This window comes from Bradyrhizobium sp. Arg237L (genome assembly GCF_029990105.1).
In the GTDB taxonomy this organism is placed as follows: Bacteria; Pseudomonadota; Alphaproteobacteria; order Rhizobiales; family Xanthobacteraceae; genus Bradyrhizobium.
On the sequence record NZ_JAQMIL010000001.1, the window covers coordinates 59,274 to 75,326 of the forward strand.

At 62.0% G+C, this 16,053-nt stretch carries 13 protein-coding genes; 1 reads left to right on the top strand and 12 read right to left on the bottom strand.

The window, feature by feature from the left end; genetic code table 11:
* Positions 1-5 precede the first annotated feature (5 nt).
* From OZ411_RS00260 to OZ411_RS00315, 12 genes are all read right to left on the bottom strand, one after another.
* Positions 6-794 (bottom strand): fumarylacetoacetate hydrolase family protein, encoded by a 789-nt coding sequence (locus OZ411_RS00260; RefSeq protein ID WP_282526300.1) that lies wholly within the window; start codon positions 792-794, stop codon positions 6-8.
* Positions 794-1,816, bottom strand: coding sequence for a 2-dehydropantoate 2-reductase (locus OZ411_RS00265; protein ID WP_282526301.1), 1,023 nt, complete (start codon positions 1,814-1,816; stop codon positions 794-796). The genes OZ411_RS00260 and OZ411_RS00265 overlap by 1 nt, the downstream gene beginning before the upstream one ends.
* A 98-nt stretch (positions 1,817-1,914) precedes the next feature.
* Positions 1,915-2,346, bottom strand: coding sequence for a CBS domain-containing protein (locus OZ411_RS00270; protein ID WP_282526302.1), 432 nt, complete (start codon positions 2,344-2,346; stop codon positions 1,915-1,917).
* 240 nt (positions 2,347-2,586) lie between these two features.
* A complete protein-coding gene (gene oxlT / locus OZ411_RS00275; RefSeq protein ID WP_282526303.1) occupies positions 2,587-3,903 on the bottom strand; it encodes an oxalate/formate MFS antiporter in 1,317 nt (438 codons plus the stop codon).
* 240 nt (positions 3,904-4,143) lie between these two features.
* The gene (gene oxlT, locus OZ411_RS00280; protein ID WP_130582993.1) at positions 4,144-5,433 is read right to left on the bottom strand and encodes an oxalate/formate MFS antiporter; all 1,290 of its coding nucleotides are present in this window, start codon (positions 5,431-5,433) and stop codon (positions 4,144-4,146) included.
* Positions 5,434-5,847: 414 nt separating this feature from the next.
* Positions 5,848-7,347 (bottom strand): tripartite tricarboxylate transporter permease, encoded by a 1,500-nt coding sequence (locus tag OZ411_RS00285; protein WP_130582994.1) that lies wholly within the window; start codon positions 7,345-7,347, stop codon positions 5,848-5,850.
* Between the two features lie 42 nt (positions 7,348-7,389).
* Entirely contained in the window at positions 7,390-7,887 is a 498-nt protein-coding gene (locus OZ411_RS00290; protein WP_282526304.1) for a tripartite tricarboxylate transporter TctB family protein, read from the bottom strand.
* A gap of 80 nt (positions 7,888-7,967) precedes the next feature.
* A complete protein-coding gene (locus tag OZ411_RS00295) occupies positions 7,968-8,975 on the bottom strand; it encodes a tripartite tricarboxylate transporter substrate-binding protein (protein ID WP_282526305.1) in 1,008 nt (335 codons plus the stop codon).
* Between the two features lie 415 nt (positions 8,976-9,390).
* Positions 9,391-9,528 carry a hypothetical protein gene (locus tag OZ411_RS00300; RefSeq protein WP_165421361.1) on the bottom strand — a complete coding sequence of 46 codons (138 nt, stop codon included), beginning with the start codon at positions 9,526-9,528 and terminating at the stop codon, positions 9,391-9,393.
* A 202-nt stretch (positions 9,529-9,730) separates the two neighbouring features.
* On the bottom strand, positions 9,731-11,008 hold the full coding sequence (gene frc, locus OZ411_RS00305) for a formyl-CoA transferase (protein ID WP_130581660.1): 1,278 nt from the start codon (positions 11,006-11,008) through the stop codon (positions 9,731-9,733).
* A gap of 193 nt (positions 11,009-11,201) precedes the next feature.
* Positions 11,202-12,932 (bottom strand): oxalyl-CoA decarboxylase, encoded by a 1,731-nt coding sequence (gene oxc, locus OZ411_RS00310; RefSeq protein WP_282526306.1) that lies wholly within the window; start codon positions 12,930-12,932, stop codon positions 11,202-11,204.
* A gap of 61 nt (positions 12,933-12,993) precedes the next feature.
* Positions 12,994-13,689 (bottom strand): GntR family transcriptional regulator, encoded by a 696-nt coding sequence (locus OZ411_RS00315; RefSeq protein ID WP_130581667.1) that lies wholly within the window; start codon positions 13,687-13,689, stop codon positions 12,994-12,996.
* 217 nt (positions 13,690-13,906) lie between these two features.
* Here OZ411_RS00315 and OZ411_RS00320 point away from each other — a divergent pair, with 217 nt between their 5' ends.
* Complete coding sequence (locus OZ411_RS00320; RefSeq protein ID WP_282526307.1) at positions 13,907-16,036, top strand: acetate--CoA ligase family protein; 2,130 nt, start codon at positions 13,907-13,909, stop codon at positions 16,034-16,036.
* Positions 16,037-16,053 lie beyond the last annotated feature (17 nt).

The following is a 16,053-nucleotide window of genomic DNA, read 5'->3' on the forward strand; positions in this document are numbered from 1 at the left end:
GTCGCCTACTGCCTGAATTCGTTCGTGAGCTCGCCGATGCCGTCGATCGCCACCGTCACGGTGTTGACTGGCTCCTTCATGACGCCGATGCCGATCGATGTGCCGCAGGCGATGAGATCGCCGGGCAAGAGCGTCATGTCGTGCGAGATCTTGCTGACGAGCTCCTGCGCGCTGAAGATCATGTCTGATATCGGGTAGTTCTGACGCTCGGCGCCGTTGAGAATGGTGCGCACGACAAGGCTTCCCGGGTCGATCCCTGCGGTGATGACGGGGCCAAACGGGCCGTAGCCGTCAAAGCCCTTGGCGCGGGCCCATTGCGCAAACGTCTTGTCGCGGTTGAGGATGTCGTTGGCGGTGACGTCGTTGACACAGGTGTAGCCGAAGATGAAGTCGTCGGCTTCATCAGGAGAGACGTTGGTGCAGGGCTTTCCGATGACGATGCCGAGCTCGCCCTCATAGGTGGTCTTGCCGTCATAGGAGAGGGGGCGTTCGATCACGGCACCCGGCGCGGTGACGCTGGTGGTCGCTTTCAGCAGATAGAGCGGCTCGGCCGGCTCAGGCTGCTGCAGCTTGGCGGCGAGCGCGTGGAAATTATTCCAGAGCGCGACAATCTTGGTCGGCTCGGAGGGGGCGAGCACCTCGACGTCCTCCAGCACGAGTATTCGTCCGTTCGGCCTGGAGGTGCCGAACATCTCGCCGTCATGTACAGCGATGCCGGATGGCGTCAACACGCCGAAGCCGGTCTCACCCTGGCGGCGGAAGCGAAGCCAATGGGTCACGTTACGCTGCAGCATCACGTGACCGCCGCAACTTTCGCTTCCGGCGATGGAAGCACCGTTCCATCGTAGAGCCCAGCGATCCGGGCGCGCTGGGCAGCGAGCGCCAGCATCGCATCCAGCGACGGCGTCGGAATCCCGGTCAGGCGTCCCATTTCCTGCACCACGGTGACCAGCGGATCGATCTCCATCGGGCGGCTGCGCTCGAGGTCCTGCAACATCGAGGTCTTGTGGGCGCCGACCTTGCGCGCGCCTTCGATGCGGCGTTCGACGTCGACACGGAATTTGACGCCAAAGGTTTCGGCGATCGCCTGCGTCTCCAGCATGATCGCTTTCGACAGCGCGCGGGTCGGCGGATCGGAGCAGATTACGTCCAGGGTCGCATGGGTGAGGGCGCTGATCGGGTTGAAGCAGACATTGCCCCACAGCTTGAGCCAGATCTCGTCGCGGATGCGCTCGAGCACGGGGGCCTGCATGCCCGCCTTAGTGAAGACATCAGACAGACGCTGCACGTCCTCGGTGATCTCGCCGGAGGGCTCGCCGAGCGGAAAGCGGTCGCCATAGACGTGCCGGATGACACCAGGCGCCTCGATCTCGGTGGCGGGATAGACGATGCAGCCGATCGCGCGCTCGGGGCCAAGCTCACGCCACTGCCGGCCGCCGGGATCGATGGTCTCCAGCGTCGAACCCTGATGGGCGCCGCCGTGTTTGTGGAAATACCAATAGGGAATGCCGTTGACGGCGGTGACGATACGCGTGTGCGGGCCAAGCAGCGGCTGCATCCGTTCGAGCACGCCGGTGATCGAATGCGCCTTCAGGCAGATGATGACGAAATCCTGTGCGCCGAGTTCGGCCGGATCGTCGGTGCAGCGGGGATGCACGATGCGCTCTTCATCGCCGATCAAGAGCTTCAGCCCGTTCGCCTTCATGGCGGCGAGATGGGCGCCGCGTGCGACCAAGCTCACCTCCACGCCCGCGCGCGCAAGCTGCACGCCGAGATAGCCGCCGATCGCGCCGGCGCCGTAAATGCAAATCTTCATGGGATGTTTCGCAAAAGAGGCGGGGTTGATGTTTCAGCGCGGGGCCATGCGCCGGTGCCGAGCATGTCTCAGACCGGCGCGCTGACGCTGAGGTGCTTTCAGGCCGGAATGGCTTCCCGCGCGGCCATCACCTGCTCGTCGAATGCGGCTGCGATGTCGCGGATGCTGATGACGCCGATCAGGCTGTAATTGTCGATGACAGGCACGTGGCGAATGTGGTGCTTGTTCATGAGGTGGCGGACATGCTCGAGCGTGTCGCGCGAGCTGCAGGACACGAGTTGCTGCACCGAGATGAAATGCGACACGCGCATGTTGGCGCCCGCCGCGCCATGCTCGGCGATGGCGCGCACCACATCGTGCTCGGTGAACATGCCCACCGCGGTGTTGCCCTCGGTGCGGACGACATCCTTGACCACCAGCGCGCTGATATTTCTCGAACGCATCAGTTGCGCGGCGATCGCCACCGTCTCGTTCATGCGAACCGTTGCAACACGGGCGGCTTTCTTGTGCAGAATATCTCCGACTTGCATGGCAACCTCCTTGGGTTCGTTTACGATTGCAAGTCTGGTATACAAAATGCCAATTGTCAACGCAGCAGAAGCGGATACATGGAGAAAAATGCAGTAAAAACAGTAAGTAGCGCTGACGCTTTCGATCCTGCGGGCGATGGCGTCTGATCGATCTATCTCGTTGTATTTTGTATTCCTTTCATTCCGGGCAAAAAGAAAAGGCGCACCGAAGTGCGCCTTCGCCCGTCACAACGTCTGCGCTCATGCTGTGGTGACGCTCCGCGCGGTTGCCTGTGCCGCCGCTGTCTCGTTGCCCAAGATGAAGGCGCGTCGCATCGGCTTGATCACGAACAGCGCCATCAGCGCCGCCGTCGCGTTGAGAGCTACTCCGATCACGAACACGGCGTGCCAGCCAAAATTCTTGGCGAGGATGCTGGCGAGCGGCACCAGCAGCGAGGCGGTGCCCTTCGCCGTGTACAGCATGCCGTTGTTGGTGGCGGCGTACTTCACACCGAAGGTGTCGCCGCTGGTGGCTGGAAACAGGCTGTAGATCTCGCCGAACACCCCGAAATAGACCGCGGTCGCGAGCACGAACACGACCGGATGGGCGCCGTAGGTCGAGAGCGTCAGCAGCATCAGCGCCGCCGTGCCGAAAGCGATGAACATCGTGTACTCGCGGCCGATATTGTCGGAGATCCAGCCGAACATCGGCCGGCCGAATCCGTCGAAGATGCGATCGAGCGAGATCGCAAATGTCAGCGCCGCCATCTGGATGCCGGCGAGCGAGACCGGCGTCTTGGCGATCTGGAAGTCATCGGCGATCGGCGCGATCTGCGCCGCCGTCATCAGGCCGCCGGCGGCGACCATCACGAACACCAGATACATCACCCAGAAGATCGGGCTGCGCAGCACCTGCGGCGGGGTGAAATCAATCTTGGTCTGCGGCAAGTTGAGCTGCTTCTTCTTCGGAGGCACCGCGACAGACGGCGGGCGGATGAAGAAGGCGAGCACGAACACGATCAAGCCTTGCCCGATGCCAAACTCGAAGAAGGCTGTCTGGTAGCCGCTTGCGGCGATCATGCTTGCGATCGGCACCACGGTGAGCGCGGCCCCCGCGCCGAAGCCGGCGGCGGTCGCGCCCGCAGCAAGTCCTCGGCGGTCCGGAAACCATTTCAGCGCATTGCCGACGCAGGTGCCGTAGACCGCGCCGGCGCCCATGCCGCCGATCACGGCGGCGGTATAAAGCAGCGCCAGCGAATCCGCATAGGAATTGAGGACCCAGGACAGCGCGATCATCACGCCGCCGAACATGATCACCATGCTCGGCCCGTATTTGTCGACGAACCAGGCTTCGACGGGGACGAGCCAGGTCTCGGTCACCACGAAGATCGTGAAGGCGAGCTGGATGCCCGCACGGCCCCAATGATGCTTCGCGTCGATCGGATCGACGAACAGCGTCCAGCCGTATTGCAGGTTGGCGATCATCGCCATGCAGACGATGCCGATGACGAGCTGAAACCAGCGGAAGCCGTTGGACGAAGGTGTTGAGGGTGCGGTGGCGGCGTTGCTTAAAACCATCAAGTCCTCCCGAGCGCGTGCTTGCGGTTGCGGCCTTCTGTCGCGAGTTTGTGACTTATCGTCGCAAGCACCGGGCGGATGTTGGTATACTATATCCCACAATGCAAGCCGAACTTGTGCTGCGGTGCGGTATAGGCCGTGCCGCAGGTCGGCGGTCACGGCGATTTCGGAAAATCGGAAGCGCAGCAAAAAAGCGCCCGGCTGTGGGCCGGGCGCTTCATGCCAACTGCGTTGCGCGATCTACGACGCGCCCGATTTTTCCACCACGACCTTGCGCCACGGTTTCAGCGCCAGGATGGCGAGCAGCGATGCCAGGATGTTGGCGCCCGCGGCGATGAGAAAGACATTGTCCCAATTGCCTGCGGTCTGCTGCATGTAGTTCGCAATCGGCACCAGCAGCGCGGCCGTGCCCTTGGCGGTGTAGAGCAGGCCGGCATTGGTGGTCGCGAATTTCGGGCCGAAGGTGTCGGTGCAGGTGGAGGGGAACAGCGAGTAGATCTCACCCCAGGCGAAGAACACGAAGCCCGACAGGATCACGAACCAGATCGGATCGTGGCCGAACATGTAGAGCGCCCAGATGCCGATGCCCTCCATGCCAAAGGCGATGAACATCGTGTTCTCGCGGCCGATATTGTCGGAGATCCAGCCGAAGAACGGACGCGTCAGGCCGTTGAGGACACGGTCGATGGTGGCGGCGAAGGTCACGGCGGTCATCGTCACGCCGATCAGGGTCACCGGGACACTGTCGATCTTCCAGTCCACAGCGATCGGCTTCAGGTTCGCTGTCACCATCAGGCCGCCGGCGCCGACGATCACGAACATGAAGTACATCAGCCAGAAGATCGGTTGCCGCAGCACTTCCGTCGGCTGATAGTTGCGCCGGCTCTGAACCAGATTGGCGTTCTGCGCGACCATCGGAACCTGTCCGGACTTCGGCGCGAGCAGGAAGAAGGAGAGCAGCACGATGATGATGCCCTGGCCGAGACCGAAATAGAGGAAGGTGGTCTGGAAGCCGGAGTCCTTGATCATCGCCTGGATCGGCGCGACCGTCAGCGCCGAGCCTGCGCCGAAGCCGGCCGCGGTGATGCCGGCCGCCAGACCGCGCTTGTCGGGAAACCATTTCAGCGCGTTGCCGACGCAGGTGCCGTACACGCCGCCGGCGCCGATGCCCGCGATGATCATGCCGAGATAGTAGCCGTTGAGCGAGGTCGCCTGGGCATTGATGGCCCAGCCGATGGCGCAGAGGATGCCGCCGATGAGGACCACGATGCGCGGGCCGTATTTGTCGACGAACCAGCCTTCAATCGGCACCAGCCATGTCTCAAACAAAACGAAAAGGGTGAAGGCCCACTGGATAGAGGCGCGATCCCAACCGAATTTTTTTTGAATGTCGGGGACGAAGAATGTCCAACCGTATTGATAGTTGGCGATCATCACCATCGCCGCGACGCCGATCGCAAGTTGTGTCCAGCGAAAGGTATCGCTGACACGGGCCGCTGGCGGAGCCGTAGCCTGCACCATCTCTGTCATAGGTCCTCCCAAGGCGCGCCCCTGTTATCTTATGTCCCGGACGCGCGGCGGCCATCTTGGTATCTAATATGCCAACATTCAAGCGTCGGTACGAACCGCGCGCAAATGTCGCAGGCGGGCATCGGTACTCGGAATCAACAACTTGGTTCAACCGAACGGGTTCACTTCGAACCCAAGATGATGGTCCACAGCGCGATTTCTATCGATGCTCTGAAGCGACTGGATTCACGCAAGAATCATCGCGGGTGATCTGAAGGTCAGCTTTGGAAAGCGAGCTCGGCGCGCCCGCTTTGGACTGACGGATTCAGGAGGTATGTGAGCGGGTAGGTCGGACGCAAGAAGTGCGATAACACCGATCGCCCAGCCGTTTTGAGCTTTGGTATTTTATATCCCAGCTTCGAAGAAAGCTCCGCCTCAGGCGGCCGCTGTTCGCAGCCGGCTGTAGCCTTCCTGAATCGCGGACCAAAAAAGGGCAACGAGCCCCAGGACCATGATCGTGCTGACCAGCCCATTTGAGAAAAACACCGCGAGCGAACCTTGCGACCCGAGCAGCGATTGCCGGAATGCCTCCTCCGCCTTGTCGCCGAGCACAATGGCCAGCACCAAAGGGGCGAGAGGATAGTTGCACTTCTTGAGCAGATAGCCGAGCACGCCGAAGACCAGCATCAGCATCACGTCGAATGTGCTGTTGTGAACCGAGTAGGCGCCGATCGCGCAGAGCACCAGAATGAGGGGCGCGATGATGCTGAACGGCACGCGAAGTATAGCGGCGAATATGGGTACGCAGGTGAGCACGACGAGCAGGCCCGCGAGATTGCCGAGATACATCGAGGCGATCAGGCCCCAGACGAATTCCTTTTGCTCGACGAACAGCATCGGGCCGGGCTGCAGGCCCCAGATCAAGAGGCCACCGAGAAGAACGGCCGCCGTCGGAGATCCCGGCACTCCGAGCGACAGCATCGGCAGCAGTGCCGAGGTCCCGGCGGCGTGAGCTGCCGTCTCCGGCGCGATCACGCCCTCGATTTCTCCCTTGCCGAAATTCTTGCCGTTCTTCGCGAGCCGCTTGGCGATGCCGTAACTCATGAAGGATGCCGGCGTTGCTCCGGCCGGCGTGACACCCATCCAGCACCCGATCAGGCAAGAGCGCAATGACGTCACCCAGTACGCGGGCAGCTCTTTCCAGGTTTGCAGCACCACGCGCAGATTGATTTTCGCGTTGCCGCCGCGGAAGCTCAATCCTTCCTCCATTGTCAGGAGGATCTCGCCGATGCCGAAAAGACCGATGACGGCGATCAGAAAATCGAACCCGTTGAGCAATTCGGTGATCCCGAACGTCAATCGCAACTGCCCGGTGATTGAATCGAGTCCGACGGCTGCAAGCGCGAAGCCAATCATCATCGCGGCGATGGTCTTGAAGGGCGGCTCCTTGCTCAGGCCGACGAAGCTGCAAAACGCGAGGAAGTACACCGCGAATTTTTCCGCAGGACCAAATCGCAACGCGAAGCTTGCGACCAGCGGGGCCACCAGCGTGATCATGGCGACGGCGAACAGCGCGCCCACGAACGAGGAGGTGAAGGCTGCCGTCAACGCTTCGCCAGGCTTGCCCTGTTGCGCCATCGGATAGCCATCGAACGTCGTTGCCACCGACCAGGGTTCACCCGGTATGTTGAACAGGATCGAGGTGATCGCCCCGCCGAACAACGCGCCCCAGTAGATGCAGGACAGCATGATGATCGCCGATGTCGGCGGCATGCTGAAGGTCAGCGGCAACAGGATCGCAACGCCGTTTGCGCCGCCGAGCCCGGGAAGCACGCCAATGATCACCCCGAGCATGATGCCCACGACCATCAGCATCATGTTGTAGGGCTGCAGGGCTACGGCGAAGCCGTGAAAAAGATTGGCGAGTTCTTCCATTTCGATACGTCCTGCAACAGCGAACCGACCACAATGCGGCTTCTATAGGCCGAGCCATTCCTCGATAGGACCTTTGGGAAGGGGAACGAGGAACCAGCGTTCGAAGACAAGATAGGTGACGATGGGCATGCCGAACGCCACGGCAACGGTCGGGAGCCATCGGTAGCCGCCAAGCCAACGCATGAACCAGCCGATGAAAATGATCGAGGCGACATAGAGCCCGACAAAGGGCATCGAACCGACATAGATCGCGGTGGGCACAACCACGCTCATCACCTGGCGAAGCTGTCCCCACTCCGCGAACAATCGGTCGTCATTGTCGCGCAGCGCGCTCCAGAGATTGATGGCGCTCGCTGCGACGATGGAGATTCCAATGTAGAAGGGAAAGAAGCCCGCACGCGGGCCCTCCGCGCCCCAGGTGATGCCGGCCTTCGAACTGCCGATGATCACGATAATGCCGAAGGCTGCGATCAGCAGTGCCATGCCGGTTTCCACTGCCTTGTGTGCCGGGCCGGCAGCGTCTGATCTACGCGCAGTCATAGGGCCTCCAGGCTGAATCGTGAGCTCGGGACTCGCAATCGAGGGGACACGCTCGTGCGTGCTTGGTTGATATCGCCGGATCAATTCGCCGAGGCGAGGAAACCAGCTTCTTTCATCAATACCTCGTGGCGCTTTTGCTCCGCCTCGACCCACTTGGCGTAGTCGGCCCCGGTCAGGAAAGTGGTGTTGAATGCGCCGCTCTTCATGAAATCCTGCCATTCAGGCGTGGCGCGCACCTTCCTGAACAGTTCGACGTAATATTCGATCTGATCCTTGGTGGCTTTCGGCGGCATGAAGATGCCACGCAACATCAGATACTCCATCTCGAGGCCCTGCGATTTGCAGGTTGGAATATCCTTCCAGCTCTTGCCGTCGGCGATCGGCTCGTCATAGGCCATTGGCTGGGCGTCGAAGACGCAGAGCGGACGGAGCTTGCCCCCGCGCCATTGCGCTACGGCTTCGATCGGATTGTTGACGGTCGAATCGACGTGGTTGCCGACGAGCTGAACGGCGACTTCGCCGCCGCCCTTGTAGGGGATGTAGGTGAACTTGGTGCCGATCGCCTTCTCGACGGCGACCGTGATGATCTGGTCCTCCTGCTTCGAGCCGGTGCCTCCCATTTTGAACGTGCCGGCCGGCGCCTTTTTTACGGCGTCAACATATTCGCCGACCTTGTTGTAGGATTTCTCGGCATTCACCCAGAGCACGAATTCATCGAGCGCCAGCATTGCGACCGGGGTCATATCCTTCCAGTTGAAGGGAATCCCCGTTGCCAGTGGCGTCGTGAAAAGATTCGAGAGTGTAATGATGATCTTGTGGGGATTGCCCGATGACCCCTTCACATCGAGAAAACCTTCACCTCCGGCGCCACCAGCCTTGTTGATGACGACCATCGGCTGCTTCATCAGATTGTGCTTGGTCACGATGCCCTGGATCGTGCGCGCCATCTGATCCGCACCGCCGCCTGTGCCGGCGGGTACGATGAACTCGACCGGACGAACCGGCTCCCAGGCGGCAGAGACTCCGGTACCGCTCGCGCACAACGCTGCGACGGCCGCCAATGCAAGATGCAGAATGGAATGCTTCATCTGGTGTCCTCCCTGTCGAACTTTGAACGCACCGCTCTTTGTCGGCTTGCGATCAGCCCATCCCGATCACGTGCTGCGGGTCATACGGCACCTTTCCGGTGATCGATCACCCGCTGCGATCGTGCGGCCGATTGGAACTGTATGAGGGCTGTTCAGGCGCGGCATCCGCTTCTTTCGAATAATGCTCGGTGGCTGTCGGCTAGCGCTCACGTAAGGTATGCGACATACCAGCTTGCAAACAATCCGCGTGGTGGACCACTTTCCGAGCTACTTTGTCGCAGTTGGGCTGTTACCGGTCATTCGGGAAGAAAAAAGAAAGGCCCCGGAGCAGGGGCCATTCGTTCAAACAAAATGTGAGTCTCGTCGGCGCCACCTCGACGGCATTTGCCGCCGGAATTCGTGTCGCTAAGAGGCCTTAGAGGCCGAAGCGCGGCAGGTCGCCGTTGCGGATGGAGATCTCGGCGCTCTTCATCAGCAGCCGATCGATCGTGGCCATCAAACGTCCCCACAGCGAAGTCGGGGCCGAAATTGCGATGGAAGCAGTTTTGGACATGATGTCCCCTTCTCTGAAGTTGCAGCGGAATGTCCGCTTCGTGATCTGGGGACTATTTATGTATACCAGATGCCAGCGACAACGCATTTGTTTGCATGGCAGCATCCGTTTTTTGCAGTGCAGCATAGATCGGCTATTTGGCACTCCAGAATCAAAAAGGCCGCCGGGAACCGGCGGCCTTTTTTCCAAATTAATGGCCCTGTTACTCAGCCGCCTGCTTCTGCGGCGGAGCGAGCGCGCCGGAGTCGTGGATCTCGGCGACCTGGTGATCGGTGAAGCCGAGCACCTGGCGCAGCACCTCGTCGGTGTGCTCGCCAAGCAGCGGCGAGCGAAGCACTTCGCTCGGGCTGTCCGACAGCTTGATCGGGTTGCCGACCGACAGATACTTGCCGCGGGTGGGGTGATCGACCTCGACCACGGTGCCGGTCGCGCGCAGCGACTGGTCCTCGGCGAGTTCCTTCATCGACAGGATCGGGCCGCAGGGGATGTCGTATTGGTTGAGGATCTCCATCGCCTCGAACTTGGTCTTGGTCGTGGTCCACTGCTCGATGCGCGCGAAGATCTCGTTCAGCCGCGGCAAGCGTGCCGCCGGCTTGGCGTAGTCCGGATGCGTCTTCCAGGTGGGCTCGCCGATCACGTCGCAGATCTTCTCCCAGACCGGCGCCTGCGTGATGAAGTAGATGTAGGCGTTGGGATCGGTCTCCCAGCCCTTGCACTTCAGGATGCGCCCGGGCTGGCCGCCGCCGGAATCATTGCCCGCGCGCGGCACGGCGTCGCCGAACGGAATGCCTTCGCCGAACTGGCTGTATTCCTTGAGCGGGCCATGGGCGAGACGCTGCTGGTCGCGCAGCTTGACGCGGCAGAGGTTGAGCACGCCGTCCTGCATCGCCGCGGTGACTCGCTGGCCCTTGCCGCTCTTGGTGCGGTGGAACAGCGCGGTGACGATGCCGAGGGCAAGATGCAGTCCCGTGCCGCTGTCGCCGATCTGTGCGCCGGTGACGAGCGGCACGTCGTCGCGGAAGCCGGTGGTCGAGGCCGCGCCGCCCGTGCACTGCGCGACGTTCTCATAGACCTTGCAGTCTTCATACGGCCCCGGGCCAAAGCCCTTGATCGAGGCCACGATCATCTGCGGGTTGATCTGTTGGATCTTCTCCCAGGGAAAGCCCATGCGGTCGAGCACGCCGGGGCCGAAATTCTCCACCAGCACGTCGCACTTCTTGATCAGCGCGGTCAGGACTTCCTTGCCCTTCGGGTTCTTGGTGTCGAGCGTGATCGAGCGCTTGTTGTGGTTGAGCATGGTGAAATACAGGCTGTCCACGTTCGGGACGTCCTGCAACTGGCCACGCGTGATGTCACCGACGCCCGGGCGCTCGACCTTGATCACGTCGGCGCCGAACCAGGCCAGGAGCTGGGTGCAGGTCGGCCCCGACTGGACATGGGTGAAATCGAGAATGCGAACGCCCGTAAGCGCCTTAGTCATCTGTCCTCTCCTTGTTACTACCTGTTGCTGTCATGCCCACGAAGGCGGGCATCCAGTAATCACCGTCGATTCAGTCGGGCTCAGTGTTCGCCTCACGATAGCTCGGCGGCTACTGGATCCCCCGCCGGAGCCTGTCATCGGGCGGCCATTCGGCCGACCCGTTGGCGGGGAATGACGCCGTTCAGTTGATCCGTTACTTCTTCTTCAGAACGCTCTGCGGATTGAGATTGCCGATGCGGCCGCTCTCCGAGCCGGCCGCCGGATCGATCACCGCGTTGATCAGGGTCGGCTTGCCGGAGTCCATCGCCGCATTGACGGCACGCTTCAATTCATCCGGCGAGGTCGCGTTGACGCCGACGCCGCCGAACGCCTCGATCATCTTGTCGTAGCGTGCGCCCTTCACGAACACCGTGGTTGCGGGATCGGCGCCGGCCGAGTTGGTGTCGGTGCCGCGATAGATGCCGTCATTGTTGAAGACGACGACGCAGACCGGCAGGTCGTAACGGCAGATGGTCTCGATCTCCATGCCCGAAAAACCAAAGGCGCTGTCGCCTTCGACCGCGAGCACCGGCTTGCCGGTCTCGACGGCGGCTGCGATGGCATAGCCCATGCCGATGCCCATCACGCCCCAGGTGCCGACATCGAGCCGCTTGCGCGGCTGATACATGTCGATGACGCCGCGGGCGAGGTCGAGGGTGTTGGCGCCTTCGTTGACGAAGATGGCGTCCGGCCGCTCCTTGATGATGGTGCGGAGCACGCCGAGCGCGCCGTGATAATCCATCGGCGAGGCATTGCTCATCAGCTTCGGCGCCATCTTGGCGACGTTCTCGTCGCGCTTGGCGTTGACCTTGGTGGTCCAGTCGGCAGGCGGCGCCGGCCAGTTGCCGCCCATGCCCTCGAGCAGCGCGATGACACAGGAGCCGATATCGCCGACCAGGGGAGCCGCGATCTCGACGTTGGAATCCATCTCCTTCGGCTCGATATCGACCTGGATGAATTTCTTCGGTGCATCGCCCCAGGTCTTGCCCTTGCCATGCGAGAGCAGCCAGTTGAGGCGGGCGCCGATCAGCATCACCACGTCGGCGTCCTTCAGAACGGTCGAGCGGGCAGCACCGGCGGATTGCGGATGCGTGTCGGGCAGGAGACCCTTTGCCATGCTCATCTGCAGGAACGGCACGCCGCTCTTTTCGACGAAGCTGCGGATGGCGTCATCGGCCTGCGCATAGGCCGCGCCCTTGCCGAGAATGATGAGGGGACGCTTGGCACCCTTGAGCACGTCGAGTGCGCGCTTCACCGCCGACGGGGCAGGGATCTGCGCCGGCGCCGCATCGATCACCTTCACCAGCGACCTCTGGCCGGCTTCGGCATTCATCACCTGCGAGAACAGTTTTGCCGGCAGATCGAGATAGACGCCGCCGGGACGGCCGGACACGGCGGCGCGGATCGCGCGCGCAAAGCCGATGCCGATATCCTGCGCGTGCAACACGCGGAACGCCGCCTTGCAGAGCGGCTTGGCGATCGCGAGTTGGTCCATCTCCTCATAGTCGCCCTGCTGCAGGTCGACGATCTCGCGCTCCGAGGAACCCGAGACCAGGATCATCGGAAAGCAGTTGGTGGTGGCGTGCGCCAGCGCGGTAAGCCCGTTGAGGAAGCCTGGCGCCGACACCGTCAGGCAGACGCCGGGCTTCTTGGTGAGGAAGCCCGCGATCGCCGCCGCGTAGCCCGCGTTCTGCTCATGCCGGAACGACAACACGCGAATGCCTGCCGCCTGGGCCATGCGGCCGAGATCCGTGATCGGAATGCCCGGCACGCCGTAGACGGTGTCGATACCGTTCAGCTTCAGCGCATCGATGACGAGGTGAAAGCCGTCCGTAAGCTCTTGTTCCGTGCCCGGTGCTTCGGTCTTGGTGGCGGTATTTAGCATGGGCATGGTCTCCCTCTGGCTTTTCTGGTTCGGACGAGTTCGTCGTCTTCTGAGTGACGCTCTAAGTGAAAAGTTCCTGGCCGTGCGCTTCGACGTAAGCGGCAAGGCCAAGCGTGTGGTCGCGCGCGCGCTTTTCCGCAAGCTCGGTGTCGCGCGCCTCCAGCGCCTCGATGATGCCGAGATGCTCGGGTAGCGATGTCGCGGTGCGATCCTTCCGCCCGATCGTGAGCTGCCGGTAGCCGCGGACATGCAAGAGGATGTCGTTGGTCATATCGACCAGGACCTGATTCTCGGACAGCGAGATCAGCGCCTGATGGAAGGCGATGTTGGCCTTGGAATATTCCTCGATGTGATCTTCCGGCCGGCGGTCGCTGCTGAAATCCTTGAAGAAGTCGCGCAGCGCCGTGATGTCTTTCTTGCGCGCGGTGGTCGTGATCAACCGCGCGGCCATGCTCTCGAGTGCGGCCCAGGCGCGGATCATGTCGACGATCTCGGTCTTGGTGCGGCGGACCACGACGATGCCGCGGCGCGGCACGGTTTTGACAAAACCGTCCTGTTCGAGCATGGCGATCGCTTCGCGGATCGGGGTGCGGCTGACGCCGAGGCGCTCGGACAACGCACGCTCATCGAGCATCACCGGCTCGGGCGTCGTATAGATGTCCATCTTGAGAATAGCTTCCTTCAAGGCTTCATAAGCCTTGTTCTTGAAGCTCGTCTCTGGCGCGATCCGGACGATCGCAATATCTGCCTCAGCCATAATAGGCGATGCCTTGGTTTCCTTCGGTGTTGGCACGACTCGTCTCCTCCGTTTGGAAGACGCCTTCTTAGCAGAAGAAATGCCGTCAGGTTTTTGGCATGCCAAATACCAGAATGTCAAGTTGCCATTGTTTTCTGCATCCGGCGAGCGAAGACCGGCTTGACTTTTTGGCTTCTGGCATACCAAATGCCATCAAATTTGTCCTGGGAGGAAGCCGATGTCAAATTCAAAAGAAGCAGTCCGCAAAGTTCTCGATGCGGTCAAAGCGGACAAGCGCACGAGCCTGACGGCGCCGGAGGGCAAATTGGTCTGCGATGCCTACGGGATACCGGTCCCGAAGGAGGACGTCGCCAAGTCGGCGGCCGAGGCGGCGCGGATCGCGTCCGGCATGGGCTTCCCGGTGGTCATGAAGATCGTCTCGCCGGACATTCTCCACAAGACCGAGGCCGGCGGCGTCGTGGTCGGCGTCAAGACCGCCGCTGACGCCGAGAAGACCTACGAGACGATTCTCGCCAACGCCAGGAAGTACAAGGCGGACGCCAAGATCGAGGGCGTGCAGGTCCAGCAGATGCTGGGCGGCGGCACCGAGGTGATCATCGGCTCGATCACCGACGGCTCGTTCGGCAAGCTGGTCGCCTTCGGCCTTGGCGGCGTGCTGGTCGAAGTGCTCAAGGACATCACCTTCCGCCTCGCGCCCGCGACCAAGGAAGACGCCCTGTCGATGCTCGACGGCATCCAGGCGCATGAGATGCTCAAGGGCGTGCGCGGCGGCGATCCCGTCAACCGCGAGGCGCTCGCCGACGTCATCGTCAAGGTCTCGCGGCTGGTCAGCGATTTCCCTGAAATCGTCGAGCTCGACCTCAATCCGGTCTTCGCCACCAAGAAGGACGCGATCGCGGCCGACGTGCGCATCGTCGTCGATTTCGACTACAAGCCGCGCCCGGCGCCGCGCCCGACCGAGGAAATCGTCGCCGCGATGAACCGCATCATGCAGCCGAAGGCGGTCGCCGTGATCGGCGCTTCCGCCGAGGACGGCAAGATCGGCAACTCCGTGATGAAGAACCTCATCAACGGCGGCTACAAGGGCGAGATCTATCCGATCCACCCCAAAGCGCCCGAGATCCTCGGCTACAAGGCCTACAAGAGCGTCAAGGACGTGCCTGGCGTGATCGACGTCGCGGTGTTCGCGATCCCCGCGAAATTCGTCGCCGGTGCGCTCGCCGAATGCGGTGAGAAGAAGATTCCCGGCGCCGTGCTGATCCCGTCCGGCTTCGCCGAAGCCGGCGCGCCGGAACTGCAGGCCGAGATCGTCGAAGTGGGCAAGAAGTACGACATCCGCCTGATGGGGCCGAACATCTACGGCTTCTATTACACGCCGGCCAATCTGTGCGCGACCTTCTGCACCGCCTACGACGTCAAGGGCCATGCGGCATTGTCATCGCAGTCCGGCGGCATCGGCATGGCGATCATCGGCTTCTCGCGTTCGGCGAAGATGGGCGTCTCCGCGATCGTCGGCCTCGGCAACAAGTCCGATATCGACGAGGACGATCTGCTCGCTTTCTTCGAGCAGGACCCGAACACGAATTTGATCGCGCAGCACTGCGAGGACCTAAAGGACGGCCGCGCCTTCGCGGAAGCCGCCAAGCGGGTCTCGAAGAAGAAACCGGTGATCGTGCTGAAGGCCGGACGCACCTCGGCGGGTGCGAAGGCAGCAAGCTCGCACACCGGCGCGCTCGCCGGCAACGACAAGATCTATGAGGACGTGTTCAAGCAGTCCGGCGTGATCCGCGCCCGCAGCTTGAGGCAATTGCTCGAATTCGCCCGCGGCGTGCCGGTGCTGCCGACGCCGAAGGGCGAGAACGTGCTGATCATTACCGGCGCCGGCGGCTCCGGCGTGCTGCTCTCCGACTCCGTCGTCGACAACGGCCTGTCGCTGATGCAGATGCCACCGGACCTGGATGCGGCGTTCCGCAAGTTCATCCCGCCATTCGGCGCTGCCGGCAATCCCGTCGACATCACCGGTGGCGAGCCGCCGATCACCTACGTCAACACGGTGAAGCTCGGCCTGTCCGATGATCGCATCCACGCGCTGATCCTCGGCTACTGGCACACCATCGTGACGCCGCCGATGGTGTTCGCGCGCAACATGGTCGAGGTGAAGAAGGAGATGGAGGCCAAGGGCTTCGTGAAGCCGATGGTGGCCTCGCTCGCCGGCGACGTCCAGGTCGAGGAGGCCGCCGAGTATCTCTATCAGCACGGCATCCCGGCCTATGCCTATTCGACCGAACTGCCGGTCGAGGTGCTGGGGGCCAAGTACAAATGGGCGCGCGGCGCGGGTCTGCTCTAACGAGAAGATCAATGCCG